Below are 25,398 nucleotides of genomic sequence, written 5' to 3'. Positions count from 1 at the left end.
GTGGTGCCCGGAGGCGGAATCGAACCACCGACACGAGGATTTTCAATCCTCTGCTCTACCGACTGAGCTATCCGGGCAACGGAGCGCTATTAAACGGATTTTCCCGCGTTGCGTCAACCACTTTTTTTAAATAATTTCAAAAAAGTGGTTGTTCGAACGCTTTTTATTCAACTGTCACTACAAAGTTTGCTTCGAGTTAAATTCCTTTTTGAAATTTGTAACTTTTTCTAGGTAGCGACGCGCTTCTGCGTTCGGGTGTTTCTTGGTTAACGCCCAATAAACTTGGTTGGGTTGCAATGAATTAAGATCTTGCATTGCGCGTTTGCGATCACTGCGATGAAATGTGTTTAAAACTCCTCCAGTACCGCCATTGTAAGCTGAAATCATGCTGTACTCGAGAGAGGTAGGGTGGCGGACTTCTCTTAAATAACGATTTTTTAAGATATAGAAATACGCAGTACCGGTATCTATGTTGTTTTCTGGATTAAACAAATATTCAGGGCTTGGTTGGCCCGAGCGCTTTTTCACGAGTTTGAACACATCTCGTCCCGCTGTTTTAGGTACAACTTGCATTAGGCCATATGCATTTGCCCAACTTACCGCGTATGGGTTGAAACTGCTCTCGGTTTTAATAATGGCGTATATCAAGTCTTCTGGAATGTCGTATTTCTTGGAAGCTCGACGCACGATATCGGCGTATTGGTAGCTGCGAGTTGAAAAGTGGTCTTCAACCATGGGAATTTCGACGTAATACGCTTTCTTGAAATCTACATTTTTGGTTTTTATTTTATTTGCGATGAGGTATTCCGCAAATCGGTTTGCCCGCCAAGACCATTGAATTGGCTTATTGTCTTGGTCGACAACTTGTTTATACAGGAATGGTTGCCCCTCTAACGTGATACCTTTAGAGGAGAATAAGTCGACGTGAGCGGGATCGTCTGGTGTTAATAAGGTGGTGACAATCGCGTCTTTTAGGTGTTTTTGGGGCTCGGTCGGTGATACGGTCTCTATCGTGATCACGCCTTTGCGAAAGTCGACCTCGGCGCGGCTAAGGTAGTTATCGATGTACTTAACGTAATTACTCTTGCCAGCGTACTTGATTTCTTTTTTACCCCAGCGCTTTTGAATATTGCCTGAAAAGCTATTGATTAAGGCATCTAGCGCCGCAGTATCTTTTTCAAATTGTCCTGGTAGCTCAGCTAAGTTATTGGCAAAACGGTTTGTTGGCTCGTAGTTGACGTCATAAATCTTTTCGACGAATTCACGGCTACAGCCTGCCATTAAAAGTGCGGCAGCGATAAAGACAATTTTTTTCATAAGTATCAGAGTTATTGAAGGTAATAGAAAAATGACACCACAAATGGTTGTGATGTCATTGTTTAACTCAAGCGACTTTATTCGCTCGGCGGTGTGTAACCTTCGATATGAACGTCTTTTCCTTCAAAGAGGAAATTTACCATTTCTGTTTCGATCAGTTTGCGGTGTTCTGGATCCATCATGTTGAGTTTCTTCTCGTTGATCAACATGGTTTGTTTGTGTTGCCACTGAGCCCACGCTTCTTTCGAGATGTTGTCGAAAATGCGTTTACCTAGTTCACCAGGGTAAAGTTGAAAGTCTAGACCTTCGCCTTCTTTCTTTAGTCGAGCACAAAATACAGTGCGGCTCATAATGACTCCTTGTATTCAATTAACGAAGTTCGTGGGGTAGCGTTTCCAGCAATAGTTTTACTGGCGCGGCTAAACCGACTTCTTCAGGTTTAGATAAGTTATACCAAAGACCTTTGTTGCCTTCCATTATCACGTCCGGTTGCTTTGATAAATCAATCAAAATTGGCGTGATATCTAGGTGGTAATGGCTGAATGTATGACGAAAGGTAATCAGTGTTTGCTTCTGTTTGATATTGCTGGCTTGAATGCCGCGTTGATCCAGTAGCAATTCAATGTCGCTTTCTGCATCCACATGTTCGGTTTGTGGGAAGCAGAATAAGCCACCCCAAATGCCTGTTTGTGGTCTTTGCTCCAACCACACCTCATGACCATTTTCGGTGTTGTGGTGAAGCATCACGAAACGAGTTTGCTTGATTGGCTTATCTTTCTTCGGTTTTTTGCCCGGGTAGTCGAGCACATTACCTTGTTGCTTTGCCACACACAGATCAGCAACAGGGCAGAGGCTACATTTGGGTTTGCTGCGTGTGCAGACCATTGCGCCCATGTCCATCATTGCCTGGTTATACTTATCTACATCCGTTTGTGGGGTGTGCGTTTCGGCAATTTCCCACAGCTGGTTTTCAACCTTTTTTTGTCCTGGCCATCCTGCAACTGCGAAACAGCGGGATAGGGTGCGCTTCACGTTACCATCAAGAATCGCGTGTGGTTGTTTATACACAGACGATAAAATGGCGGCAGCGGTAGAGCGACCAATCCCCGGTAGGGCGTTCATTTTCTCTATATCAAGAGGAAACTCACCATTGTATGTAGAGGCGACCTCTTGTGCTGCTTTGTGAAGGTTACGGGCTCGGGCGTAGTACCCTAAGCCAGTCCAAAGGTGTAGGACTTCATCTTGCTCAGCATTGGCAAGATCGATCACGGTTGGAAAGCGCTCCAAGAAACGTTGGTAATACGGAATAACCGTAGTGACCTGAGTTTGCTGAAGCATAATTTCAGACAACCAGACACTGTATGCGGTCTTATTTTGTTGCCACGGAAGATCTTTTCTTCCATATGCGTCATACCATTCTAGGATGGCACTGGCGAAAGGTGTCACGACTTGCTCTGTATTCTAGTATTGGTTAGGTGCAAAATTGCACCACATAATGGGCAAGAAGTACAACGGATAAACAGTAGGGATATAAAGAGGTGTGTCGTTGCTTTTGGGTTGCCATAGACCAAGAGCTCAACAAATACTTGCACCTAAGTAAATTCTTTGGATAATCCCCGCTTTGATTAATCAATGTGCAGGCAAAATCAATGAGTGAAGTAACCACTAACGAATACAACGAAGACGGAAAGCTGATCCGCAAAATCCGCAGCTTTGTACGCCGTGAAGGGCGTTTGACTAAAGGTCAAGAGAGCGCGATGAATGAATGCTGGCCTACGATGGGTATTGACTTCAAAGCTGAACTTCTCGATTGGAAAGAGGTGTTTGGCAACGATAACCCAGTAGTGCTTGAGATCGGTTTTGGTATGGGTGCTTCATTGGTTGAAATGGCAAAGAACGCGCCAGAGAAAAACTTCATCGGTATCGAAGTTCATAGCCCAGGCGTTGGTGCTTGTCTTGCCGATGCTCGCGAAGCGGGAATTACTAACCTGCGTGTAATGTGTCACGATGCGGTAGAAGTATTCGAACACATGATCCCAAATGGCAGCTTATCGACACTGCAATTGTTCTTCCCAGACCCTTGGCATAAGAAGCGTCACCACAAGCGTCGTATTGTTCAATTAGGTTTTGCGGAAATGGTGCGTGAGAAGCTTATCCCTAATGAAGGTATTTTCCACATGGCGACCGACTGGGAAAACTACGCAGAGCACATGATTGAAGTGATGAACCAAGCGCCAGGTTTCGAAAACATTGCTAAAGATGGTGATTTCGTTCCTCGTCCAGACGATCGCCCGCTAACGAAGTTTGAAGCTCGTGGTCACCGTCTTGGTCACGGTGTTTGGGATATCAAATATAAGCGTATTGCGTAACCAGAGGAGTTCATGGGATGTACCATTACGCGATATTAGCGAATCCGGGTCATAACCGAATTTACTTTGATAGCGCAATGACCATTGCCTGTTCTGAGCTAAAAGCAATTTTAGCTTCACAAGGCGTGGATGTGACAGAAATTGGTAGTAAAAACGTTGGCTTACCTGCTGCGTTGGTGTTTTCTTGTCAGGAAGCGCTAACCGATGAGCAGTCGCGAAGAATCGCAGCCTCTTCGATTTACTATGCGCTATTTGAAGTGCGCGAAGATGGTTTACTTCGACCAGTTCAAGCGCCCGTATTTAACACTTTCCCGGAAAGTATGAGCCAGATTTTGCGCTACACCGGGAAAACAAACGAGCAGTTTACCCGTTTGATGGTGAATATCGGCATTAGTGCGTCCAATACGGGAAGTGAACAACTGACCTTAATGGATCCAATGTGTGGTAAAGGTACAACCTTATTTGAAGGCTTGATCCACGGTTTGAACGTGGTAGGGGTTGAGATCAACGCCAAGTGGGTGCAAGAGATCCAGACCTTTATTGTTAAGTTCATGAAGAATGGCCGCTTTAAGCACAAAGTGAGCAAAGAAAAGCGCACTGCGGGTGGCAAGAAAGTGGCGGATGGTTTCGTGGTTGAAACTGCAGCAAATAAAGAAGATTACAACCAAGGCAATCTTCAGTTTATGAAGCTGTATTCGGCTGATACTCGTATCGCTGATCAAGTCGTGAAAAAGAACTCAGTTGATGTGATGGTGTCTGACTTGCCTTACGGCGTGCAGCACGGCAGCAAAAATGCCAAGGACAGCAAACTGAACCGTAGTCCACTAGAGCTTTTAAAAGAGGCTCTGCCTGCATGGAAAGTGGTATTGAAAAAGCAAGGTTCAGTGGTGTTGTCTTTCAATGAATTCACATTGAAATGGAAAGATGTCGCGGCATTATTTGAAGAGCAAGGTTGGAAGGTACTTTCAGAAGAGCCTTACATCGGTTATCTTCACCGTGTTGATCAATCTATCAACCGCAATATTATTGTGGCAGTAAAACCATAATCGACTTGAGTCGAACGAACCCTATGGAAAAGCCAACGACACGTTGGCTTTTTTTACCTCTGAGCTCAACGAGTTCTCTTGTAAATAGAAGGTAGAGAATGAAACCGACAGTGGAAATTTTGACAGATATTTTGGCGGAAGTACGCCCTTTAATCGGCCAAGGTAAAGTGGCTGATTACATTCCTGCTCTGGCAAAAGTACCCAGCAACAAGTTAGGTATTGCGGTATACACCAACGAAGGTGAGGTTATTAAGGCGGGTGATGCCGATGAACCTTTCTCTATCCAATCTATTTCAAAAGCATTGAGCTTGACGTTAGCGATGTGCTTGTACAAGCAAGAAGAAATTTGGTCTCGAGTGGGAAAAGAGCCTTCGGGGCAGGCATTTAATTCGCTAATCCAGCTAGAAATGGAGCAAGGTATTCCTCGTAATCCATTTATAAATGCTGGAGCGATAGTAGTGGCGGATTTGTTACAAACTCGCTTATCTGCGCCTCGTCAGCGCCTGTTGGAGTTTGTGCGTCAGCTTTCTGGTGATACCCATATTGTGTATGACAAAGTCGTTGCGGCATCCGAAATGATGCATGGTGATCGTAATGCGGCGATTGCATATCTCATGCGTTCGTTTGGCAACTTCGAAAATGAAGTGATTCCAGTACTACAAAATTACTTCCACGCTTGTGCGCTGAAGATGAGTTGCGTCGATTTGGCTAAAACGTTTAGCTATTTAGCAAACAAGGGCACATCGGTACAAACGGGTAAGCCTGTAGTTTCTCCTGTGCAAACCAAACAACTTAATGCACTGTTAGCAACGTGTGGCTTGTATGATGGCGCGGGCGAGTTTGCTTATCGCGTTGGAATGCCTGGTAAGTCTGGTGTTGGTGGTGGCATTATCGCGGTAGTACCTGGTGAAATGACCATTTCAGTATGGTCTCCAGAGCTTGATCCTTCAGGTAACTCGCTTGCTGGTACTAAGGCGCTTGAGCTGCTCTCAGAGCGAATTGGCCGTTCAATTTTCTAATATTGGAAATGTGTCAACCTTATTTAGGGTGGTACTGTTTCTAAATAAAAAGCCTCTCAATTGAGAGGCTTTTTTTGTTTTGGGGTTGCGTTACTCTTCGCTTTCTTCGGCCATAAAGGCTTCGAGCAAATCATTAAGGAAGAGCTTCCCTTTTTCAGTAATTTGCCAGTGGGTAGGCGTTTCACTCAGGTAGCCCATTTCTATCGCCCAGTTGATGGTTTCTTGAATCGTACTAATCGGTAAGCCCGTGGTGTCCACGTAATCTTGCTTCGGACAGGCTTCAATTAAGCGGAATCGGTTCATAAAGAACTCGAATGGACGATCTTCATCCGCGACGACATGTTCCGTATGCAGATAAGGTTTGACCATATTTTGATAAGCCGCTAAATAGCCTCGCGGGTGTTTTACCTTTGTCGTTCGAATAATACGTCCGTCGGTAAAACTGAGTTTGCCATGAGAGCCACAACCGATACCAAGGTAATCACCAAAGCGCCAGTAGTTGAGGTTGTGCTGACACTGATAGCCCGGCTTGCTGTAACCGGAGATTTCATATTGCACATAACCCGCGGCTGCAAGTTTTTGGTGTCCGAGCTCGAAAATATCCCACAAGTCATCATCGTCAGGTAGCGTTGGTGGCTTGTAGTAGAACATGGTGTTTGGTTCGATGGTCAGCTGATACCAAGACAAGTGCGGCGGTGCCAACTCAATCGCTTTGCCCAAATCTGCCAAGGCTTGTTCGATGCTTTGATCAGGTAAGCCGTGCATGAGATCGAGGTTAAAGCTGTTCAAACCGATTTGGTGCGCCAGCTTAGCAGCATTGACGGCTTCGTCTTGGCCGTGAATGCGCCCCAAACGCTCAAGCTTCTGCTGCTCAAAGCTTTGTACGCCGATAGAGATACGCGTTACACCAGCTTTGCGGTAGCCAACAAAACGCTCTGCTTCGATGGTGCCTGGATTCGCTTCCATGGTGATTTCGATTTCAGGCTTGAACGGGATACGCGCTTCAATGCCCTTAAGTAGACGCTCGATGCCTTCTGCCGAAATCAAACTCGGCGTACCACCACCAATGAAGATTGAATGCAGTGGACGTGGCGCTTCGTTAAGTCGGTATTTCTCAATGTCGGTATCCAAATCTTCTAAAAGGGCACTGATGTACTCTTCTTCTGGAATCTCGGTTTTGAGCGCGTGAGAGTTAAAGTCGCAATACGGGCACTTTTGCACACACCAAGGGATGTGTACATACAAGCTGAGTGCTGGGGGCGTTAACATGGTCTAATTCGCTCGTGATTACTGAGACACTTGCTCAGACAGTTGAGCAAACAACGACTTGAGCGCTTTACCGCGGTGAGACAGTTGTTTCTTACGTGCAGGTTCAAGTTCGGCTGACGCACAGTTGTCTTCAGGAACAAAGAAGATTGGGTCGTAGCCAAAGCCATTTTCACCGTGTGCTTCAGTTAGAATTCGGCCTTCCCATTTACCGTGACAGACGATAGGCGTTGGGTCGTTCTCGTGACGCATGAGGACTAATACGCAGTGGAAACGTGCTGTACGCTCTGCTTCTGGTACGCCTTCCATTGCCGCTAGCAATTTTTCTAGATTCTCTTGATCAGATGCGCTCTCGCCTGCGTAACGTGCAGAGTAAATGCCCGGAGCGCCTTTTAAGAAATCGACTTCTAATCCAGAGTCGTCTGCAATGGCAGGAAGCCCTGTTTCTTGTGCGGCATGGCGAGCTTTAATGATTGCGTTTTCAATGAAAGTTGTACCCGTTTCAGCTACTTCCGATACATTGAATTCACTTTGCGCTAATACTTCAAAGCCGAAGTCAGACAACAAATCTGCCATTTCACGAACTTTGCCTTGGTTACCAGTTGCTAGCACAATTTTTTTCATGGGAATCTCTTTTAATAGTGATAGAGGAGAACAAATCGTTCTCCTCTAGATATTCTTTAACTAATAAGTGGTTTTTAGCCTGCTTAGATCCAAAAGCTTTTGGAACATCACAACCCAATTACTCTTCAACATAAAACTTTTGGGTGAATTTAAGCTTACCTGAGCCTTTGTTTCCAGCTTTTACGTCAATATCGAAAGTAAAAGTTTCTTCGTGGGTAATTGGTAGTTCGGCTAAATAGTATATCGCATTGCCTTCTTTGACTTCACGAAAGGTCAAGGTCTGAGTTTGGCCGATAAGGTTCTTCGCGCGTCCAGCAATTTTTGCTTCTAATGCTGGCTTACCCAATGAAGCTCTATCTAACACGCTAATATTAACCACTGCGAGGTATCCATTACGTTTGATATCGTAGCTACGTGCGACTTTGGGTGTTAGGAATGTTGAGTTAAACGCTACATAGTGTACTTCGATATCTTTCATATTTTTAAACTGATCGGCGAAGCTTGGTAACGACAACAGGCTAATCAGTAATGCGGTAATCCATTTGCTCATTGTTACTTCCTCAAAGCACTTGTTATAAAACAACCATAGCTGCAATTTTACCTTGGTCAGGGGGTAAAAAATGCGTACTCAGTCGTTGGTATTAGTAAGTGTGGTACAAAATCGTAAATAAAAAGCCATCATATGATGGCTTTAATTTCTATCGGTATCTGGGTAGGCGATTCTATCCGAATTTGTTTGTGCCGTCCTAATTCACCTTTTTCTATGTGAACCAAGCCCTTAGCGATTTTAAACTGCTTGGCTAAGAACTTAGTTAGGTGTGCATTAGCTTTGCCATCGACAGGTGGAGCAGTAATGGCGATTTTTAGCTCTTCACCATGCAAGCCAACGATTTTATCGCGGCTAGCTTTAGGTTGAATATAGAGCTTCAGGATGATGTCCTCACCATCTTGCCAAACTGCAGCTGACATTATAGCTGGAACCAAATTGGACCAATGATATCGCCCATTAAGAAGTTCGCGAACTGCAAGCCGATAAATAACACCAGTACGCTTAAATCAAGACCACCAATAGCCGGAAGAATACGACGGATTGGAGCGCACATTGGCTCGGTCAGTTGATGGAATACGTACTCGATAGGGCTGCGGCCTTGGCTTACCCAGCTCAAAATTGCACGGATCAATAGTACCCAGAACAATAGGCCACCTGCGGCTTTGATTAATGATAATAAGCCCAAGAATAAGAAGTCAGCGCTGAAAGAGACGGAACCGTTCGAAGCTATTAGGATAAGCACGACAAATTTAAGCACACACAACACGTAGGCAAACAACACGGTTGCTAGGTCAATATTCCCCACGGAAGGGATAACGCGGCGCAATGGACCAATGACCGGCTGAGTCGCTTTTACTATGAATTGCGAGAATGGGTTGTAGAAGTCTGCGCGCGCAGCTTGCAACCAAATTCGCAAAATTACGACCATGATGTACAGGTCAAATAGGGTTGAGATGAGAAAACTCATTGAATTCATAAGGTACCCTTAACAAGTGATGGATGATACTAAACGGAGTTCATCCAAATAATTAAAACAGTTTTTCCATTTCTTCCGCGCGAGCCACAGCAGCTTGCATGGCTTTAGCGACAATATCTGAAAGTTGATGTTCGTTGAATGTACGCAGTGCTTCTGCCGTTGTCCCACCTTTCGATGTTACGTTCTCACGCAGGGTCGATAGCTCAGTTTCTGGGTTGCTAACCACCATACTGGCCGCGCCCAGTGCCGCTTGCTGAACCAATAGTCGAGCGGTCTCTTTATCAAAGCCTTGCGCAATCGCTTCTGCTTGCATCGCTTCCATAAACAGGAAGAAGTATGCTGGAGCACTGCCCGCTGCGGCAATCACATTATTGATGCCAGACTCTTGCTCAACCCAGCATACTTTACCGACCGCTTCCATTAACTCTGCGGCAAAAGCTTTGTCGTGCTCGGTTACATGAGTTGGTGCGAACAACCCACTCATACCCAACCCAAGCTGTGATGGCGTATTTGGCATAACACGAACCAAGTTCAATTTGGTGGCTAGCATATCATCCAATCGTGAACAGTTGATGCCTGCGGCAATAGAAATCACCAGTTTATTAGTGAAATCGATCGATTGCAGTGGTTTACAGACATCCGCCATCATTTGCGGTTTTACAGACAATACCACCACATCCGCCTCGGTCGCAGCTTGGATGTTATCGCTGGTGGTACGGATGCCAAAATCTTGTTCTAGCAGAAGGCGACGAGCCTCTGAAGGAGCCGTTGCGGTAATGTTTTGCGCTGGGTATCCGTTAGCAACCAAGCCGGAAACAATGGCTCTCACCATGTTGCCAGCACCAATGAAGGCGATTTTTTTATGTTCCATTTGTCTGATTTCCATCATGATATTTAGAATTTGTTGTGCGCTCAGGTGTATAATGGCGCCGCTGTTACTTACTGCTCCTATTGGCGAGTAAGATGATTGCGCATTTACGCTCTAACGATTGACGACATAACTTATGTCGCGAGTGAGCGTTTTGTTGATTTAGCTGTAGTCTCGTGCGCCGAAAATAGCGGTTCCAATACGAACCATTGTACTACCAGCTTCGATTGCAGCGGTCATATCACCACTCATTCCCATTGATAATGTATCGATTTCTGGGAACTGTGCTTCGAGTGTTTGCTTCAACGTAGCCAACTTCTGAAATTCACGGAGTTGTGATTCGTAGTCAGACACGTTGGCAGGAATCGACATCAACCCTCTTAAAGTGAGGTTGGGTAGGCGAGAAATCAACTCCGCCAGCTCGAATACTTCCGCTTCAGTGACACCAGACTTAGATGCCTCACCACTGGTGTTAACCTGAATCAGAACTTGTAGCGGTTTAAGTTCGCTTGGCCGCTGATCATTCAGGCGTTGAGCAATCTTGGTTCGATCGATGGTGTGAACCCAATCGAAATGTTCAGCAACAAGTCGCGATTTATTGGATTGAATCGGGCCAATGAAGTGCCATTCGATTCGATTATCTGGATAATGCTCGGCAAAGTGCTGAACTTTACTGACGCCCTCTTGAACGTAGTTTTCACCAAAGGCGGTTTGTCCCGCTTGGTAGGCTTCGAGAATTGCCTCGACAGGTTTAGTTTTGCTTACCGCTAGAAGTTGCACTGACTCTGGAGTTCGACCACATTTTTGCTCGTCATATCGAATTTGAGAGGTGATATGTTCAATATTTTGTTGAATACTACTCATAGCTGTACTTTAGACTTAAGGATTTTAAATGGATATCACTGAGTTACTGGATTTTAGTGTAAAACATAATGCCTCGGATCTACATCTTTCTGCAGGTGTCCCACCAATGGTTCGTATTGATGGGGATGTGAGAAAACTAGGCATTCCAGCGTTTACACACCAAGAAGTGCATCGTTTGGTTTTCGAAATCATGAACGATGCCCAACGCAGTGAGTTCGAAGAAAAACTCGAAGTCGATTTCTCTTTTGAGTTGCATAACGTTGGCCGTTTCCGTGTCAACGCTTTCAACCAATCTCGCGGTTGTGCGGCAGTATTCCGTACCATTCCAAGTAGCATTCCAACTCTGGAAGAGCTAGAAGCGCCAGAGATCTTCAAAAAAATTGCGAACGCTGAAAAAGGCTTAGTTCTGGTCACTGGCCCAACAGGTTCAGGTAAATCGACGACCTTAGCAGCCATTGTTGACTACATTAACCGTAATCACAACAAGCACGTACTCACAATTGAAGATCCGATTGAATTTGTTCACAACAACAATAAATGTTTGATCAACCAGCGTGAAGTTCACCGTGACACCCATAGTTTCCAAAACGCACTGCGCAGCGCATTGCGTGAAGACCCGGATGTCATTCTGGTTGGTGAGATGCGTGACAAAGAAACCATCAGCCTTGCGTTAACGGCGGCGGAAACGGGGCACTTAGTGTTCGGCACGTTACATACCAGCTCGGCGGCAAAAACCATTGACCGTATTATCGATGTGTTCCCTGGCAGCGATAAAGACATGGTGCGCTCGATGCTTTCTGAATCCCTTCGTTCGGTTATCGCACAAAAATTATTGAAACGTAATGGTGGTGGCCGTATTGCATGCCATGAAATTATGATGGCAACGCCTGCGATTCGTAACTTGATCCGCGAAGACAAAGTCGCGCAGATGTATTCGATCATTCAAACAGGTGCGGCTCACGGCATGCAAACCATGGAGCAAAATGCTCGTCAGTTAATGGCGCAAGGCATGGTTGCTCGTGAAGAGGTCGATAGTAAGATCGGATTAGAAGTGCAGCAATTCTCGTAACGTTCATACAGATAATGGTGAATACGGAAGATGGATCTAGATAAATTTCTCGAAGGCATGTTGGCGCTGAAAGCGTCGGATCTTTACATCACGGTTGGAGCGCCAATTCTATTTCGTGTGGATGGCGAATTGCGTCCGCAAGGGGAAAAACTCACCGAGAGTGATGTGGCTGCATTACTCGACAGCGCTATGGAACCAGATCGGCGTCAGGAATTTCGTAAAAGTCGCGAGTCGAATTTTGCCATTGTGAGAGATTGTGGTCGCTTCCGTGTGAGTGCCTTTTTTCAACGCGAGTTACCAGGCGCAGTGATTCGTCGTATTGAAACTAATATTCCTACTTTTGAGCAGTTAAAGTTACCGTTAGTGTTGCAAGATTTGGCGATAGCTAAGCGTGGTTTGGTGCTGGTGGTCGGTGCTACTGGATCGGGTAAATCGACCACCATGGCGGCGATGACAGGCTATCGAAACAGCAATAAAACCGGGCACATTTTGACGGTCGAAGATCCGATCGAGTTCGTGCATGAACACAAGCGCTGTATCGTGACTCAACGTGAAGTTGGGTTAGATACGGAAAGCTATGAAGTTGCGCTTAAAAACTCGCTGCGCCAAGCACCAGATATGATTTTGATTGGTGAGATCCGTAGCCGTGAAACAATGGAATACGCGATGACCTTCGCCGAAACGGGTCACCTGTGTATGGCAACGTTGCACGCCAACAATGCAAACCAAGCTTTAGAGCGCATTCTTCACTTGGTACCGAAAGATCAAAAAGAACAATTCTTGTTCGATTTGTCGATGAACCTAAAAGGCGTGGTTGGTCAGCAGCTGATCCGAGATAAAAATGGGCAGGGACGTCATGGTGTATTTGAGATCTTGCTAAATAGTCCACGTGTGTCGGATTTGATTCGTCGCGGAGATTTACATGAGTTGAAGTCAACCATGGCTCGCTCAAATGAGTTTGGTATGCTGACGTTCGATCAATCTCTTTATAAGTTAGTGATGCAAGGTAAGATCAGCGAAGAGGATGCACTACATAGTGCCGACTCAGCGAATGATCTGCGCCTGATGTTGAAAACGCAGCGTGGTGAAGCATTCTCTACGGGCAGTTTGGCAAACGTTAAGATCGATATGGATTAATCCAATCCAGAAACAAAAAAGGTTGGCAGAAGCCAACCTTTTTTCATTGTGCTTGAAGTGTTTACTCACCCCAAAGGGCTTCAAACCAGCTTTCTAGAATCACCACCGCTGACTGGCAGTCAACATTACCTTTCGATAGGGCTTTGTAGCCGCCCATGCTGAACAACTCCGCACGAGCTTCTGCAGTAGATAAACGCTCATCATGCAGCTCAACAGGCAATCCGTATCGGCCTTGCAGACGCTTAGCAAATTTTCGTGCACGAGGGGTTATGGTCTCAAGGTCTTTACCATGCAGATCGGTCGGTAAACCGACCACTAGCAAATCTGGTTGCCACTCTTTGATTTGCTTTTCGATATCGTCCCAGTTTGGAATACCGTCATTGGCTTTAAAGGCTTTTAATGGGGAAGCTGTACCAGTAATTTCTTGGCCAATAGCGCTACCAATGCTTTTGGTTCCAAAGTCAAAAGCCATAATTGTGCGTGACATAAGGTGTCTCTATCTAATGTAACTGTATATTTGGACTAAGCATGTCCAGAGTCTGCTGAAAGGTGACTTGGGTCGATACCCAGCTTTTCGACCGCTTTCTTCCAACGCTCGTTGATTGGTGTATTAAAGATAATTTCAGGCGTCGCTTCAATGGTGAGCCAAGAGTTTTCGACCAGCTCACTTTCTAATTGGCCTGCACTCCAACCGGAGTAGCCAAGTGCCACTAAGTAATCACTTGGTTCTGCTTCTGTTCCTAACACCGACAGAATATCACGCGAAGTGGTTACCGCGAGGTCATCGGTCATTTGGACGCTGGACTCGTAGTAATCTTTGGGTTTATGCAAAATAAAGCCACGATCTTCCGAGATTGGGCCGCCATTATAAACTGGTCTATCTAGACTGGCTTCAAATAGGCGCGGGTGTACTGGCTGAACTTCCACCTGCTTGAGCATGTTGCCGACGGTGATATCAACAGGAGCATTGATCATCAGCCCCATAGCGCCGTCTTCGTTGTGCTCACAAACGTAGATCACGCTGTTTTGAAAGTACGGATCTTTCATCCCAGGCATGGCAACCAAAAAGTGATTTGTGAGATTCATACTCATACTGACCCTTAACTCTCGTAAATGCCCTTAAGCAAACATCATACAATTTACATCTAGGTATGTGCATGAGTTTGCTTAAGTTAATGTACTACGCTCTCTATTAACTGTAATACAGTTTGAGTTATTCGCCTTTTACTCGACGCTCAATCGCATCCATCAGCTTGCCTGTGATTGAGATATCAAAAGCTGCTTCAATTTCGCGAATACAGGTTGGGCTGGTGACGTTGATTTCTGTTAGCTTGTCGCCAATTACGTCAAGGCCAACAAAGATAAGGCCTTTTTCTTTCAGTGTCGGAGCAACGGTTTGCGCAATTTTGAGGTCGGTTTCGCTTAGCGGACGAGCTTCACCAGTACCACCAGCGGCTAGGTTGCCGCGCGTTTCGCCTTTAGCAGGAATGCGTGCTAGACAGTAAGGCATAGGTTCGCCATCTACCACTAGGATACGTTTGTCACCGTTGCTGATGTCTGGCACGAAGGTTTGTGCCATTGCGTAGTTTTGACCGTGGTTAGTCAATGTCTCGATGATTACAGAGACGTTTGGATCGTTTTCTTTTACACGGAAGATGGACGCGCCACCCATACCATCAAGCGGTTTCAGGATGACATCACCATGTTTTTCACGAAATTCTTTAATTTTTTCTGCTTTTCGCGTCACGATCGTTGTAGGTGTCAGCTCTGGGAACCATGCTGTAAACAGCTTTTCGTTACAATCACGTAAGCTTTGAGGCTTGTTAACGATCAGTGCACCCTGTTCTTCTGCACGCTCAAGGATGTAAGTCGCGTAGATGTATTCAGTATCAAACGGAGGATCTTTACGCATTAGCACCGCGTCTAGCTCAGACAGTTTGATAGTTTGCTCTGATTTGAACTCGTACCAACCGTTTGGATCTTCTTTTAGTTCTACCACTTTAGTATCTGCAATGGCAACGCCTTGATCGAGATGCAGATCATTCATTTCCATGTAGTGGATTTCATAGCCGCGTCGTTGCGCTTCAAGCATCATGGCAAAGCTAGAGTCTTTTTTGATGTTAATGGACGAGATTGGGTCCATTACGATACCGAGTTTGATCATTATTTTTCTCCGTTTAACCAAGATCGCCGAAACGAACTTGTAAGGCTGTAATTGCTGTCAGAGCCGCTGTTTCGGTACGCAGAACGCGAGGGCCGAGTAGCGTTTCTTCAAATTGGTATTCTCGAGTCATCTCGATTTCTTCAGACGATAAACCGCCTTCAGGACCGATCAGTAGGCGCACTTTTTCAACCGGGGTTGGCAAAGTGTTGATTGAGTATTTAGCACGAGGGTGAAGGTTAAGCTTTAAACCATCGTACTCTTCTTTACACCACTCTTCCAAGCTCATAATTGGACGAATTTCGGGCACGACATTACGCCCACATTGCTCACAGGCACTGATGGCGATTTTCTGCCATTGCGCGAGTTTTTTCTCAAAACGCTTTTGGTCAAGCTTGACACCACAACGTTCAGAAATCAGAGGAGTGATGGTATTGACGCCAAGTTCAACAGACTTTTGGATGGTGAACTCCATCTTATCGCCACGTGAAATGACTTGACCAAGGTGCAGATCTAAAGGGGATTCAATACTGCTTTCTACACGCTCGGTGATGTTAACCAAAACTGATTTCTTGCTGACTTCACTGATAACCGCTGGGAACTCTGCGCCACTGCCGTCAAAAAGGAGAACGTCTTGGCCTTCTTTCATGCGCAAAACACGACCGATATGGCCTGCTGCGTCGTCACTTAAAGCAAGTGAGCCAAGTTGATGAATGGTTTCTGGATGATAAATTCGAGGGGTACGCATGAGATTTCCAGCAAGAGAATAAACTTAAACCCTAACATGGATGCTTTGCACCGAAAAAACAAGGGGCAAGAAGCGTTTCAATATCAGTAATTGAAACGCTTCGAGGTCGGAGGTTACAGTGCGCGGCAGGCTTCTTGAACAAATGGGTTGTGATTGCCCTGTACTTTTGCAATGCGCTCGTCACGCTCACATTCCCATTTATCGACAGGATAGGTTTTGTTCCAAGCACTCATTAATTGCGTTTGCTGCTTCGACAGTTTGAAACCGTACTCTTTGCTCATGTATAGATAGGTACGAGCAATTGAGCCACGCGCACGGTCTGGTGGCATGACTTTACGCTGCTTAAAGTTCACTTGCATCTCACAGCGACCATAACTCACGCCATCCATACCGTTCCATTGGCTGAAGTTGTAGTTCGAACGGTCACCGTTTACTTCACCAATAGCAGGAGTTAGGTTGTGCAAGTCTGCTTCCATCAAACGAAAAGTTTTGTCTTTTTTCTTACAGTTTTTACGTCCGCCATCTTGCCAGCATTGACGCTGGTGGCCAAATTGCCACGCAGGAACAACGTGCTCCCATTCGATTCGTGCAGCCCGTTTTTCTTGTTTACGGACTTGGTAGCCGCAAGAGGCTAAATCGGGTAAGCCTTTCTTGCCTTGCCATTGAATGTTACAGCCACAGTAGAAGCTTGTTGGATGGTCTTGATAAATTTTGACCGCCTCACGTTTGGCAGCAGAGAATGAGCTCGGTGGCGCGGCAATCGCAGTGCTAGAAAGCGCGATAAGCAACAGAGAGAGTAAGTATTTCATGATAAAAGTCTTTATAAAGTATGACTTTATTCATGATAACACGCATAAAATAGCTTTAGTGATGAGTAAGTTAACAATAAGTGGCGAAGGGAAGGTTTTGACCAACTCGATCTTTATTTTGGGAACGCAAGTAACACTATGAGGTAAGGGCTACGATAATTGAATGCCGGTGAAGTTAAGTGGTTGGCGACATTTTTGACAAGAGTACGTCGCCTCTTTGCGCAGCACTTTATTATGACGGCGAATCGATAGAGGGTAGGTCATACAACCACAACGATACTCAAAGGTTTTACCTTGAACGGATTTTACTTCAAAGCTGTGAGTGGTTTTGGCTGGTACGTTAAATACGGCTTCCATGACGCCTTTCCATTCTTTACCGTGAGGCCTAACTCGCCCGTAAACCTGATAAGTAATCAGGTGTGCTACTTCATGAGGAATGACTTCATCTAAGAATGCTTGGGTGTTTTCGCGAAATAAAACAGGGTTTAGGCGTACTTGATTTAATTGAAGGTAGGCTTTTCCTGCCGCTTTCCCACGGACGTCGAAGGTGATTGTTGGAATCGGGAAAGAACGTTTGAAAGCTTGTTCCGCCATCGCGATACAGCCCGCCATCACTTGCTTGGCTTTATAGCTGAGTTCTATATCCACAATTCACCTCGATAAATCAAATAAAAAAGCCCCCGCATTTGCGAGGGCCAGATCATAGCATCAGTTAATTATGGTGTGTGTTTTTTCTTGATGGTGGCATGGTAAGCGTGCCATGTACCGTAGCCTAGAATTGGCATGGTAAACAACATTCCGATCCCGTAGGTCGCAAAGCCGATAAGAATACCGCCGCAGATGATCGCTGCCCAAACAATCATTGCTGGAATGTTGGATTTCACGGCATTAAAGCTGGTAAATACAGCGGTCATCATGTCTACGCGACGCTCCATCATGAGCGGAATAGAAAAGGCTGAAATGCTAAACACCACACAAGCCAAAACAAAGCCAACTAAAGAGCCGATGACAAGGAAGGGTAGGAACTCACTTAAAGGTGCCCCTTGAACAGAAGGGTAGAGTGCATGAAGTAGAGCGGCAATGCGCATCCAAAATATCATACACACTGCGAGTAACACGGCGAACGCCCATTGAGATGTTGAGTTACGACCGATCGCTTTCATTGAATGGAACAAGCTTGCTTTGTGTCCGCGCTCTCTCTCCCAACTGGCATCATACAAGCCCAGCGCGAGAAACGGACCGATTAACATGTAAACAATCAAACTGGGCATGACGACTAAGTGTGTGCCTTGCCACTGTACGAGCAAAACAATGCCTATCGCAGCAGCCATAAAACAGATGCCATAGAAAGCACTAATAAGCGGCATTCGCACGAAATCATGCAGACCTAATGCGAGCCAATGAAAAGGTGCAGAAAGATTGACCGTATTGCACGGTATGGTTCTGGCGTATTCGTTGTCTGGCACTTCCTTTCGTTTGTTGTGGAAGTCCGATGGATTAACAGTTCGAGGCATAACTCCTCCTTGATTTATTCCCACATTATCCGCTTATACCAACTGACAGCGGTTTTTGTTCAGTCAAACTTGAAGCGACTTTTTCAAGTTTACATCTGAGCATTGGCTTAGTTTGGTATCGGCCATAAAGATGCCTGACTCATGTCTTTACTTAAGTGTTGCTTCCACAGTCGCCAGCATCCGACGTCTCTATTTAAATTGGAGTTAACAATATTTTAACTATTGGCGGAGATGGGATAATTTACAAATAATTGCTTAAAATTTATTCGGTATAAAAATGAGGGAGAAACAGGACTGCTTTGTGGGGCAGGGCGGTATGAGCCGAAATGGCTGGATAAAAGTTGCTGAAAATAAAAAGCCCCCGCCATAGGCGAGGGCTTGATTGATTCTTGCTTGGCTTGATTATTTGATGCCAGCGAAATCGCGTAGAAGTGCAGCTTTGTCTGTCGCTTCCCACGGGAATTCTTCACGACCGAAGTGACCGTAAGCCGCTGTCTTCTTGTAGATAGGTTGAAGAAGGTTAAGCATTTCTTGTAGACCGTATGGACGTAGGTCGAAGAATTGACGAACCGCTTCAATGATGATGTCGTGAGATACTTTCTCAGTACCGAACGTTTCCACCATGATAGACGTTGGATCAGCAACACCGATTGCGTAAGAAAGTTGGATCTCACAACGGTCAGCCATGCCTGCCGCTACGATGTTTTTCGCTACGTAGCGTGCTGCGTATGCTGCACTACGGTCAACTTTTGATGGATCTTTACCAGAAAACGCACCGCCACCGTGACGAGCTGCGCCGCCGTAGGTATCTACGATGATCTTACGACCAGTTAGGCCACAGTCACCCATAGGCCCACCGATTACGAAGCGACCGGTTGGGTTAATGAAGAAGTTTGTTTCTTTGTTGATCCACTCAGAAGGTAGCACTGGCTTAATGATCTCTTCCATTACCGCTTCACGCAGGTCTGAAGTTGAGATTGAGTTACAGTGTTGAGTTGAAAGAACAACCGCGTCGATACCAACGATGTTACCTTGATCGTATTGGAATGTTACCTGAGATTTTGCATCAGGACGCAACCAAGGTAGTGTGCCGTTTTTACGAACTTCTGCTTGCTTTTGAACAAGACGGTGAGAGTAAGTAATTGGCGCTGGCATTAGTACTTCAGTTTCGTTACAAGCGTAACCAAACATGATGCCTTGGTCGCCTGCACCTTGTTCTTTAGGGTCAGCTTTATCAACACCTTGGTTGATATCTGGCGACTGTTTACCGATTGTGTTTAGTACCGCACAAGAATCTGCGTCAAAGCCCATATCTGAATGTACGTAGCCGATTTCACGAACGGTTTCACGAGTTAACTCTTCGATGTCTACCCATGCTGAAGTCGTGATTTCACCACCCACCATTACCATACCGGTTTTAACGTAAGTCTCACATGCAACACGAGCCTTTGGATCTTGCTCTAGAATCGCGTCAAGAACCGCATCAGAAATCTGGTCTGCAATTTTATCTGGATGACCTTCTGATACTGACTCAGAAGTAAACAGGTGCTTAGCCATGTTAGCTCCACTATATCTGGTTTAAAACTGGGGAATGATAAACTCTCCAGCGCAAATTAATACTAATTTTTGTAGGTGTATCTACATCTAGACGTCTATTCTAAATTTGATTGCTCGAATTACAAGCTCTTTTTTGGTTTTTGTTATAACCAAACGTTTGCCTGATTTATTGATAATTTTAAGAACTTCGAACGATTTGGCGCGAAAGGTGCAATATTTGTGAGGTTTTGGACTGGAAAACGTTTGCACACCCAACAGGGCTTTGAGAGAATTATGACCTACTTTTCGTTTCGCTTAATGTACTCAGGAGCAGACATGTCGTCTCGTAAACATCTTGCCAATGCAATTCGTGCTCTAAGCATGGATGGTGTTCAACAAGCTAACTCAGGCCACCCAGGCGCACCAATGGGTATGGCTGATATCGCTGAAGTTCTTTGGCGCTCTCACCTAAACCATAACCCTTCAAACCCAGAGTGGGCCGACCGCGATCGCTTTGTGCTGTCAAACGGTCATGGGTCAATGCTTATTTACTCTCTACTGCACTTAAGCGGTTACGAGCTATCTATTGACGATCTGAAAAACTTCCGTCAATTGCACTCAAAAACCCCAGGTCACCCAGAGTACGGCTACGCGCCTGGTATCGAGACAACAACGGGTCCTCTAGGTCAAGGCATCACTAACGCTGTTGGTATGGCGATCGCAGAGAAAGCACTAGCGGCACAGTTCAACAAAGAAGGTCACGATATCGTTGACCACTTTACGTATGTGTTCATGGGTGACGGCTGTCTAATGGAAGGCATCTCGCATGAAGCATGCTCTCTTGCAGGTACTCTTGGTCTAGGCAAGCTGATTGCATTCTGGGATGACAACGGCATCTCTATCGACGGTCACGTTGATGGTTGGTTCTCTGACGATACACCTAAGCGTTTTGAAGCGTACGGCTGGCATGTAATCCCAGCAGTCGATGGTCACGACTCAGACGCGATCAACGCAGCAATTGAAGCAGCAAAAGCGGACCCACGTCCTACGCTTATCTGTACCAAAACAATTATCGGTTTCGGTTCTCCTAACAAGTCTGGTTCGCACGACTGTCACGGTGCACCACTAGGTCACGATGAAATCCAAGCGGCTCGCGAATACCTAGGTTGGGAGTACGGCCCATTTGAGATCCCGGCAGATGTTTACGCTGAGTGGGATGCAAAAGAAGCGGGCGCCGCGAAAGAAGCAGCTTGGAATGAAAAATTCGAAGCATACGCTGCAGCTTACCCTGCTGAAGCGGCAGAGCTTAAACGTCGTCTAAACGGCGAACTTCCTGCACAATGGGAAGAAAAAGCGAACCAAATCATTGCCGATCTTCAAGCAAACCCAGCGAACATTGCATCACGTAAAGCATCGCAAAATGCACTAGAAGCGTTTGGTCAAATGCTTCCTGAGTTTATGGGTGGTTCTGCTGACCTAGCGCCTTCTAACCTGACCATGTGGTCTGGTTCTAAGTCTCTAGAAACGGAGGACTTCTCTGGCAACTACATCCACTACGGTGTACGCGAATTCGGTATGACTGCTATCATCAACGGTATCGCATTGCACGGTGGTTTCGTTCCTTACGGCGCAACATTCCTAATGTTCATGGAATACGCTCGTAACGCAATGCGTATGGCTGCGCTGATGAAAATTCAGAACATCCAAGTTTACACGCATGATTCGATCGGTCTTGGCGAAGATGGCCCAACTCACCAACCTGTTGAGCAAATGGCGTCTCTACGTGTAACTCCAAACATGAGCACATGGCGCCCATGTGACCAAGTTGAGTCTGCAGTTGCATGGAAACTAGCGATTGAACGTAAAGATGCACCAACTGCACTTATCTTCTCTCGTCAAAACCTAGCGCAACAAGAGCGTACTGCTGAACAAGTCGCAGACATCGCGAAAGGTGCTTACATCCTGAAAGATAGCGAAGGTAAGCCTGAGCTAATCCTTATCGCAACAGGTTCTGAGGTTGAGCTTGCAGTGAAAGCCGCTGAGCAACTAACTTCAGAAGGCAAGAAAGTACGCGTTGTTTCAATGCCATCAACAGATGCATTCGATAAACAAGACGCTGCTTACCGTGAATCTGTACTGCCATCAGACGTAACGGCACGTATCGCTATTGAAGCGGGCATTGCGGATTTCTGGTACAAGTACGTAGGCTTCGACGGTCGCATCATCGGTATGACAACATTCGGTGAATCAGCACCTGCTGGTCAGCTATTCGAGATGTTTGGCTTCACGACTGAAAACGTAGTGAACACAGCTAAAGAATTGCTAGCGTAATTGCAGGACCATCTAAACAGTCGAACGTAAACGACAACTGTTAGATGCTAAAGTTAGAAAGGCCATCATTATGATGGCCTTTTTATTTTTGTCAGGTTTTCCAACCTTGTGGAATGCTTTGGTGAATGCAGTCTAAAAGTACGGATAAGCGCAGTGGTGGTCGTCCTGCTGGTGTATAGCAGTTAATGGAAATAGGCTCAGAAACCCAACCTTCTAAGCATGGTGTGATTCGCCCTGGGTGATGTTTCTCATAGCCGCATGCTGTCCAAGTCGGCAGCAGTCCAATACCATGACCATTCGCGATACTGTCTATTTGCATTGCTATGTTGTCGCTGTATAAGCGACTAACAAAGGGTTCTAAAAAGAACTCACCGTGTTGAGGGTGTGCTAGCATCAATCCATTTTCTTGCACTGAACCAAAATCGATCCATGGATGTGCTTCAAGTTCTTTGGGGTGCGGTATAGGCCCATGTTGTTTTAGATAATTTGGAGAGGCAAAAGGCGTATAGCGAAATACCCCCAGCACTTCTTTTCGCCAGTCTAGCTCTTTACGTTCACCGAGCCAGATGAACAAATCTGGGTCATGATGCGCCTCAGAAAAGTCACTGGTAAGTTGAACTCTAACATCGGGATTATCAGCAAGAAAACGATTGAGTACGCCGCCGAGCCAGCTTCTAACTAAGGCAGTATGACAAACAATATGCAGTGGCCCTGAAACTTGGTTCGTTAAACCTTGCAGTGCATCATAACTCTCTTCGCTTAACTCAAGAATCTGGCGGCTGTAGTGGGCAAAGATTTCTCCAGCTCTTGTCAGAACTAATCGATTACCTTGTCTGGCGGTTAGAGCCTGACCGAAGTCTTCTTCTAATTGTGCCAAGCGACGACTTAGCGTTGATTTTGGCTGATTAAGGGCTTTAGCAGCGGCTGTCAAACTTTTATGCTGATTGAGCGCATCAAAGGCTCTAATTGATGCTAAGTCGTGCATATTTCTTTTACTCCTTACTGCGTTATGTACGAGTTCCATAAATGGAAAGAACCGTTCCATAACTCTCACTATGCATCTCATTCTATTTGTGAATAATTCACTTTCGAAAATAATAATCATTATCAATTATGGAGATGTAGATGTCTACTCTTAGACTGCCAGTTATTACCGCAACTGGTATTTTAGCCTTCGTCAGTGTCCCTCATGTTTTTGCCAATGATGCAGTTTCTAAAATGGAAACAGTGGTTGTAACTGCATCAAGTTATGAGCAATCTCAAGCGGACGCGCCTGCAAGTATTAGTGTGATTTCACGTGAGGAGTTGGACTCCCGTTATTACCGCGATGTGACTGATGCACTAAAAAGTGTGCCAGGTGTTGTCGTGACAGGTGGTGGTGATACCACCGACATTAGTATCCGTGGTATGGGTTCTAAATACACTTTGATACTGGTCGATGGTAAACGTCAAAGTACGCGTGAAACTCGTCCAAATAGTGACGGCCCTGGTATCGAACAAGGTTGGTTACCTCCTCTTCAAGCGATTGAGCGAATCGAAGTTATTCGTGGCCCAATGTCGACGCTTTACGGTTCTGATGCGATTGGTGGTGTGATTAACGTCATCACACGAAAAGATGCGCTAGAGTGGACGGGTAATGTTCAACTGGGCACGGTACTACAAGAGAATAGTCGCTCAGGGGGAGAGCAGAGCGCGAACTTTTTCGTTAATGGTCCGTTGGCTGAAAATTTATCTCTCCAAGTATATGGTCAGTACACAACCAGAGAAGAAGATGACATCGAATACGGTTATGAAGATAAAGATATGCAGAGTATCTCTTCAAAACTGACTTACCAGATTAATGATCGCCACTCGGTACAATTAGAAGGTGGCACGTCGGCACAAAGTCGTCGTGGCAATGTGGGCCTTTCAGTGCCGACCACTGGGTGTCGTGGAGGGTGTGAAGATTCACTGAATGAATATCGTCGTAATTACGTAACGGTAAGCCACAACGGTGATTGGGATTCGATTGGCATTTCAGATACTTACTTACAGCGAGAAGAGAGCGAGAACAAATCTCGTGAGATGACGATCACCAACACCACGTTCAAATCGAGCTTGGTGACTGGTATTGGAAACCATACGTTGACGACGGGTGTGGACGCTACTCATGCAGAGCTTGAGGATTTCACCTCCAACAAAGCGTCATCGAAGACTGAAACATCGAATACGCAGTGGGCTGTTTTCATTGAAGATGAATGGAGAATCGCTGATCCGTTTAGCGTTACGCTTGGTGGTCGTCTAGATCATGACGAAAACTATGGCGCGCACTTTAGTCCGCGTGTTTACGGTGTATGGCGAGTTGATCCGTCTTGGACGGTGAAAGGCGGTGTGGCAACAGGTTTCCGTTCTCCGCAATTACGTGAAATTACTCCTGGTTGGGCGCAAGTCAGTGGCGGCGGTAATATCTACGGTAACCCAGACCTTGACCCTGAAACGTCGCTAAACAAAGAAATCAGTGTCTTGTATCAAGGTGACTCTGGTTTAGATGTCTCTTTGACTGCGTTCCATAATGAGTTCAAAGACAAGATCACACGTGTTGTTTGTCCAGATACCATCTGTACAGATGGACCAAACCAATGGGGTGCAGATCCAACGTACCGCATTAACGTGGACGAAGCGGTCACACAAGGTATTGAAGCGACCTTAGCATCGCCATTAACGGAAACCATTTACCTCAGCTCGAGCTACACATTTACCGACTCAGAGCAAAAAACAGGTGAATACAAAGGCATGCCGCTGCAGCAGTTACCAAAGCATCTGTTTAATGTGGATGTGACTTGGCAAACGACAACAGATCTAGAGAGCTGGGCGAAAGTCACGTACCGAGGTAAAGAAATGGATCCGGTTACTGGCCCATCAAGAAACAGTATCGTAGAGCCAGCTTATACCTTTGTGGACGCCGGTGTGACATACCAGTTAACCGACAATACTCGTATTAAAGGCGCTATCTATAACTTGCTGGACGAGGAAATCAGTTACGAAGAATACGGATATATTGAAGATGGTCGTCGCTACTGGTTAGGTTTAGACGTCGCATTTTAATTATCTATCGTTGTAATAAGGTCGAGCATAGTCTCGACCTTTTTTTAATCCTGCTTTACTTTGATTCAACAGGTGCGTTTGTCAGCCTGATCAGGTAGTATCTGTGACAC

Annotated in this window: 26 protein-coding genes and 1 tRNA gene; 7 read left to right on the top strand and 20 right to left on the bottom strand. The window is 45.7% G+C overall.

Annotation, left to right across the window (positions count from 1 at the left end; genetic code table 11):
* Position 1: 1 nt before the first annotated feature.
* The 4 genes from R7M72_RS19120 to mutY form a co-directional block, all read right to left on the bottom strand.
* A tRNA-Phe gene (locus R7M72_RS19120) sits at positions 2–77 on the bottom strand.
* A gap of 100 nt (positions 78–177) precedes the next feature.
* Positions 178–1,317, bottom strand: a complete 1,140-nt coding sequence (mltC, locus tag R7M72_RS19115) for a membrane-bound lytic murein transglycosylase MltC (protein WP_005381001.1) — start codon at positions 1,315–1,317, stop codon at positions 178–180.
* A 77-nt stretch (positions 1,318–1,394) separates the two neighbouring features.
* Positions 1,395–1,667 carry an oxidative damage protection protein gene (locus tag R7M72_RS19110; protein ID WP_005381002.1) on the bottom strand — a complete coding sequence of 91 codons (273 nt, stop codon included), beginning with the start codon at positions 1,665–1,667 and terminating at the stop codon, positions 1,395–1,397.
* Between the two features lie 19 nt (positions 1,668–1,686).
* Positions 1,687–2,763 (bottom strand): A/G-specific adenine glycosylase, encoded by a 1,077-nt coding sequence (mutY, locus tag R7M72_RS19105; protein ID WP_017635575.1) that lies wholly within the window; start codon positions 2,761–2,763, stop codon positions 1,687–1,689.
* A 203-nt stretch (positions 2,764–2,966) separates the two neighbouring features.
* Between mutY and trmB the strand changes: the two genes are divergently transcribed.
* From trmB to glsB, 3 genes are all read left to right on the top strand, one after another.
* Positions 2,967–3,686, top strand: a complete 720-nt coding sequence (gene trmB, locus R7M72_RS19100) for a tRNA (guanosine(46)-N7)-methyltransferase TrmB (RefSeq protein WP_005384506.1) — start codon at positions 2,967–2,969, stop codon at positions 3,684–3,686.
* Between the two features lie 17 nt (positions 3,687–3,703).
* Positions 3,704–4,732 (top strand): TRM11 family SAM-dependent methyltransferase, encoded by a 1,029-nt coding sequence (locus tag R7M72_RS19095; protein ID WP_206225415.1) that lies wholly within the window; start codon positions 3,704–3,706, stop codon positions 4,730–4,732.
* A 98-nt stretch (positions 4,733–4,830) separates the two neighbouring features.
* Entirely contained in the window at positions 4,831–5,751 is a 921-nt protein-coding gene (glsB, locus tag R7M72_RS19090) for a glutaminase B (protein ID WP_005381007.1), read from the top strand.
* 90 nt (positions 5,752–5,841) lie between these two features.
* On the opposite strand, the gene hemW is transcribed toward glsB, so the two are convergent.
* The 7 genes from hemW to R7M72_RS19055 all read right to left on the bottom strand — a co-directional run bounded on the left by hemW (position 5,842) and on the right by R7M72_RS19055 (position 10,899).
* Entirely contained in the window at positions 5,842–7,020 is a 1,179-nt protein-coding gene (gene hemW, locus R7M72_RS19085) for a radical SAM family heme chaperone HemW (RefSeq protein ID WP_206225414.1), read from the bottom strand.
* Positions 7,021–7,038: 18 nt separating this feature from the next.
* Positions 7,039–7,641: an XTP/dITP diphosphatase gene (locus R7M72_RS19080; RefSeq protein WP_005381009.1), complete on the bottom strand. Its 603-nt coding sequence runs from the start codon at positions 7,639–7,641 to the stop codon at positions 7,039–7,041.
* Positions 7,642–7,759: 118 nt separating this feature from the next.
* Positions 7,760–8,191 carry a DUF4426 domain-containing protein gene (locus tag R7M72_RS19075; protein ID WP_005381010.1) on the bottom strand — a complete coding sequence of 144 codons (432 nt, stop codon included), beginning with the start codon at positions 8,189–8,191 and terminating at the stop codon, positions 7,760–7,762.
* Between the two features lie 128 nt (positions 8,192–8,319).
* Positions 8,320–8,610 carry a DUF167 family protein YggU gene (gene yggU, locus R7M72_RS19070; protein ID WP_054577162.1) on the bottom strand — a complete coding sequence of 97 codons (291 nt, stop codon included), beginning with the start codon at positions 8,608–8,610 and terminating at the stop codon, positions 8,320–8,322.
* Positions 8,610–9,167, bottom strand: coding sequence for a YggT family protein (locus tag R7M72_RS19065; protein WP_005381012.1), 558 nt, complete (start codon positions 9,165–9,167; stop codon positions 8,610–8,612). The genes yggU and R7M72_RS19065 overlap by 1 nt, the downstream gene beginning before the upstream one ends.
* Before the next feature lie 52 nt (positions 9,168–9,219).
* Positions 9,220–10,038: a pyrroline-5-carboxylate reductase gene (gene proC, locus R7M72_RS19060; protein ID WP_005381013.1), complete on the bottom strand. Its 819-nt coding sequence runs from the start codon at positions 10,036–10,038 to the stop codon at positions 9,220–9,222.
* 159 nt (positions 10,039–10,197) lie between these two features.
* Positions 10,198–10,899, bottom strand: coding sequence for a YggS family pyridoxal phosphate-dependent enzyme (locus R7M72_RS19055; protein WP_005384521.1), 702 nt, complete (start codon positions 10,897–10,899; stop codon positions 10,198–10,200).
* A 28-nt stretch (positions 10,900–10,927) separates the two neighbouring features.
* Here R7M72_RS19055 and R7M72_RS19050 point away from each other — a divergent pair, with 28 nt between their 5' ends.
* Together R7M72_RS19050 and R7M72_RS19045 are read left to right on the top strand one after the other, a co-directional pair.
* On the top strand, positions 10,928–11,968 hold the full coding sequence (locus tag R7M72_RS19050) for a type IV pilus twitching motility protein PilT (protein WP_005381015.1): 1,041 nt from the start codon (positions 10,928–10,930) through the stop codon (positions 11,966–11,968).
* A gap of 30 nt (positions 11,969–11,998) precedes the next feature.
* Positions 11,999–13,105 carry a PilT/PilU family type 4a pilus ATPase gene (locus R7M72_RS19045; RefSeq protein ID WP_005381016.1) on the top strand — a complete coding sequence of 369 codons (1,107 nt, stop codon included), beginning with the start codon at positions 11,999–12,001 and terminating at the stop codon, positions 13,103–13,105.
* Between the two features lie 61 nt (positions 13,106–13,166).
* Here R7M72_RS19045 and ruvX read toward each other — a convergent pair whose 3' ends face one another.
* The 8 genes from ruvX to metK all read right to left on the bottom strand — a co-directional run bounded on the left by ruvX (position 13,167) and on the right by metK (position 19,894).
* The gene (ruvX, locus tag R7M72_RS19040) at positions 13,167–13,592 is read right to left on the bottom strand and encodes a Holliday junction resolvase RuvX (protein ID WP_005381017.1); all 426 of its coding nucleotides are present in this window, start codon (positions 13,590–13,592) and stop codon (positions 13,167–13,169) included.
* 35 nt (positions 13,593–13,627) lie between these two features.
* On the bottom strand, positions 13,628–14,191 hold the full coding sequence (locus R7M72_RS19035; RefSeq protein WP_005381020.1) for a YqgE/AlgH family protein: 564 nt from the start codon (positions 14,189–14,191) through the stop codon (positions 13,628–13,630).
* A 127-nt stretch (positions 14,192–14,318) separates the two neighbouring features.
* Entirely contained in the window at positions 14,319–15,269 is a 951-nt protein-coding gene (gshB, locus tag R7M72_RS19030) for a glutathione synthase (protein ID WP_017635580.1), read from the bottom strand.
* Positions 15,270–15,282: 13 nt separating this feature from the next.
* Entirely contained in the window at positions 15,283–16,014 is a 732-nt protein-coding gene (rsmE, locus tag R7M72_RS19025) for a 16S rRNA (uracil(1498)-N(3))-methyltransferase (protein ID WP_017821890.1), read from the bottom strand.
* Positions 16,015–16,127: 113 nt separating this feature from the next.
* A complete protein-coding gene (endA, locus tag R7M72_RS19020; RefSeq protein WP_053306786.1) occupies positions 16,128–16,823 on the bottom strand; it encodes a deoxyribonuclease I in 696 nt (231 codons plus the stop codon).
* Between the two features lie 150 nt (positions 16,824–16,973).
* Positions 16,974–17,471, bottom strand: a complete 498-nt coding sequence (locus R7M72_RS19015; RefSeq protein ID WP_005381025.1) for a SprT family zinc-dependent metalloprotease — start codon at positions 17,469–17,471, stop codon at positions 16,974–16,976.
* Positions 17,472–17,539: 68 nt separating this feature from the next.
* Entirely contained in the window at positions 17,540–18,337 is a 798-nt protein-coding gene (locus R7M72_RS19010) for a DUF2189 domain-containing protein (RefSeq protein ID WP_005381026.1), read from the bottom strand.
* Positions 18,338–18,739: 402 nt separating this feature from the next.
* Positions 18,740–19,894 (bottom strand): methionine adenosyltransferase, encoded by a 1,155-nt coding sequence (gene metK, locus R7M72_RS19005; RefSeq protein WP_318056293.1) that lies wholly within the window; start codon positions 19,892–19,894, stop codon positions 18,740–18,742.
* Between the two features lie 315 nt (positions 19,895–20,209).
* Between metK and tkt the strand changes: the two genes are divergently transcribed.
* Positions 20,210–22,204, top strand: coding sequence for a transketolase (gene tkt, locus R7M72_RS19000; RefSeq protein ID WP_171346186.1), 1,995 nt, complete (start codon positions 20,210–20,212; stop codon positions 22,202–22,204).
* Positions 22,205–22,295: 91 nt separating this feature from the next.
* Here tkt and R7M72_RS18995 read toward each other — a convergent pair whose 3' ends face one another.
* Positions 22,296–23,189, bottom strand: a complete 894-nt coding sequence (locus R7M72_RS18995; RefSeq protein WP_065274859.1) for a LysR family transcriptional regulator — start codon at positions 23,187–23,189, stop codon at positions 22,296–22,298.
* A 140-nt stretch (positions 23,190–23,329) separates the two neighbouring features.
* Here R7M72_RS18995 and R7M72_RS18990 point away from each other — a divergent pair, with 140 nt between their 5' ends.
* Complete coding sequence (locus tag R7M72_RS18990; protein ID WP_054575406.1) at positions 23,330–25,288, top strand: ligand-gated channel protein; 1,959 nt, start codon at positions 23,330–23,332, stop codon at positions 25,286–25,288.
* Positions 25,289–25,398: the final 110 nt, after the last annotated feature.

It is taken from the genome of Vibrio sp. YT-18, from assembly GCF_033337345.1.
Taxonomy (GTDB): domain Bacteria; phylum Pseudomonadota; class Gammaproteobacteria; order Enterobacterales; family Vibrionaceae; genus Vibrio; species Vibrio alginolyticus.
This window is presented reverse-complemented; position numbering and strand designations above follow the sequence as displayed.

Coding starts and splice junctions, on each gene's coding strand:
- mltC (WP_005381001.1), bottom strand. CDS start 1,317: ATGAAAAAAATTGTCTTTATCGCTGCCGCACTTTTAATGGCAGGCTGT.
- R7M72_RS19110 (WP_005381002.1), bottom strand. CDS start 1,667: ATGAGCCGCACTGTATTTTGTGCTCGACTAAAGAAAGAAGGCGAAGGT.
- trmB (WP_005384506.1), top strand. CDS start 2,967: ATGAGTGAAGTAACCACTAACGAATACAACGAAGACGGAAAGCTGATC.
- R7M72_RS19095 (WP_206225415.1), top strand. CDS start 3,704: ATGTACCATTACGCGATATTAGCGAATCCGGGTCATAACCGAATTTAC.
- glsB (WP_005381007.1), top strand. CDS start 4,831: ATGAAACCGACAGTGGAAATTTTGACAGATATTTTGGCGGAAGTACGC.
- hemW (WP_206225414.1), bottom strand. CDS start 7,020: ATGTTAACGCCCCCAGCACTCAGCTTGTATGTACACATCCCTTGGTGT.
- R7M72_RS19080 (WP_005381009.1), bottom strand. CDS start 7,641: ATGAAAAAAATTGTGCTAGCAACTGGTAACCAAGGCAAAGTTCGTGAA.
- R7M72_RS19075 (WP_005381010.1), bottom strand. CDS start 8,191: ATGAGCAAATGGATTACCGCATTACTGATTAGCCTGTTGTCGTTACCA.
- yggU (WP_054577162.1), bottom strand. CDS start 8,610: ATGTCAGCTGCAGTTTGGCAAGATGGTGAGGACATCATCCTGAAGCTC.
- R7M72_RS19065 (WP_005381012.1), bottom strand. CDS start 9,167: ATGAATTCAATGAGTTTTCTCATCTCAACCCTATTTGACCTGTACATC.
- proC (WP_005381013.1), bottom strand. CDS start 10,038: ATGGAACATAAAAAAATCGCCTTCATTGGTGCTGGCAACATGGTGAGA.
- R7M72_RS19055 (WP_005384521.1), bottom strand. CDS start 10,899: ATGAGTAGTATTCAACAAAATATTGAACATATCACCTCTCAAATTCGA.
- R7M72_RS19050 (WP_005381015.1), top strand. CDS start 10,928: ATGGATATCACTGAGTTACTGGATTTTAGTGTAAAACATAATGCCTCG.
- R7M72_RS19045 (WP_005381016.1), top strand. CDS start 11,999: ATGGATCTAGATAAATTTCTCGAAGGCATGTTGGCGCTGAAAGCGTCG.
- ruvX (WP_005381017.1), bottom strand. CDS start 13,592: ATGTCACGCACAATTATGGCTTTTGACTTTGGAACCAAAAGCATTGGT.
- R7M72_RS19035 (WP_005381020.1), bottom strand. CDS start 14,191: ATGAATCTCACAAATCACTTTTTGGTTGCCATGCCTGGGATGAAAGAT.
- gshB (WP_017635580.1), bottom strand. CDS start 15,269: ATGATCAAACTCGGTATCGTAATGGACCCAATCTCGTCCATTAACATC.
- rsmE (WP_017821890.1), bottom strand. CDS start 16,014: ATGCGTACCCCTCGAATTTATCATCCAGAAACCATTCATCAACTTGGC.
- endA (WP_053306786.1), bottom strand. CDS start 16,823: ATGAAATACTTACTCTCTCTGTTGCTTATCGCGCTTTCTAGCACTGCG.
- R7M72_RS19010 (WP_005381026.1), bottom strand. CDS start 18,337: ATGCCTCGAACTGTTAATCCATCGGACTTCCACAACAAACGAAAGGAA.
- metK (WP_318056293.1), bottom strand. CDS start 19,894: ATGGCTAAGCACCTGTTTACTTCTGAGTCAGTATCAGAAGGTCATCCA.
- tkt (WP_171346186.1), top strand. CDS start 20,210: ATGTCGTCTCGTAAACATCTTGCCAATGCAATTCGTGCTCTAAGCATG.
- R7M72_RS18995 (WP_065274859.1), bottom strand. CDS start 23,189: ATGCACGACTTAGCATCAATTAGAGCCTTTGATGCGCTCAATCAGCAT.
- R7M72_RS18990 (WP_054575406.1), top strand. CDS start 23,330: ATGTCTACTCTTAGACTGCCAGTTATTACCGCAACTGGTATTTTAGCC.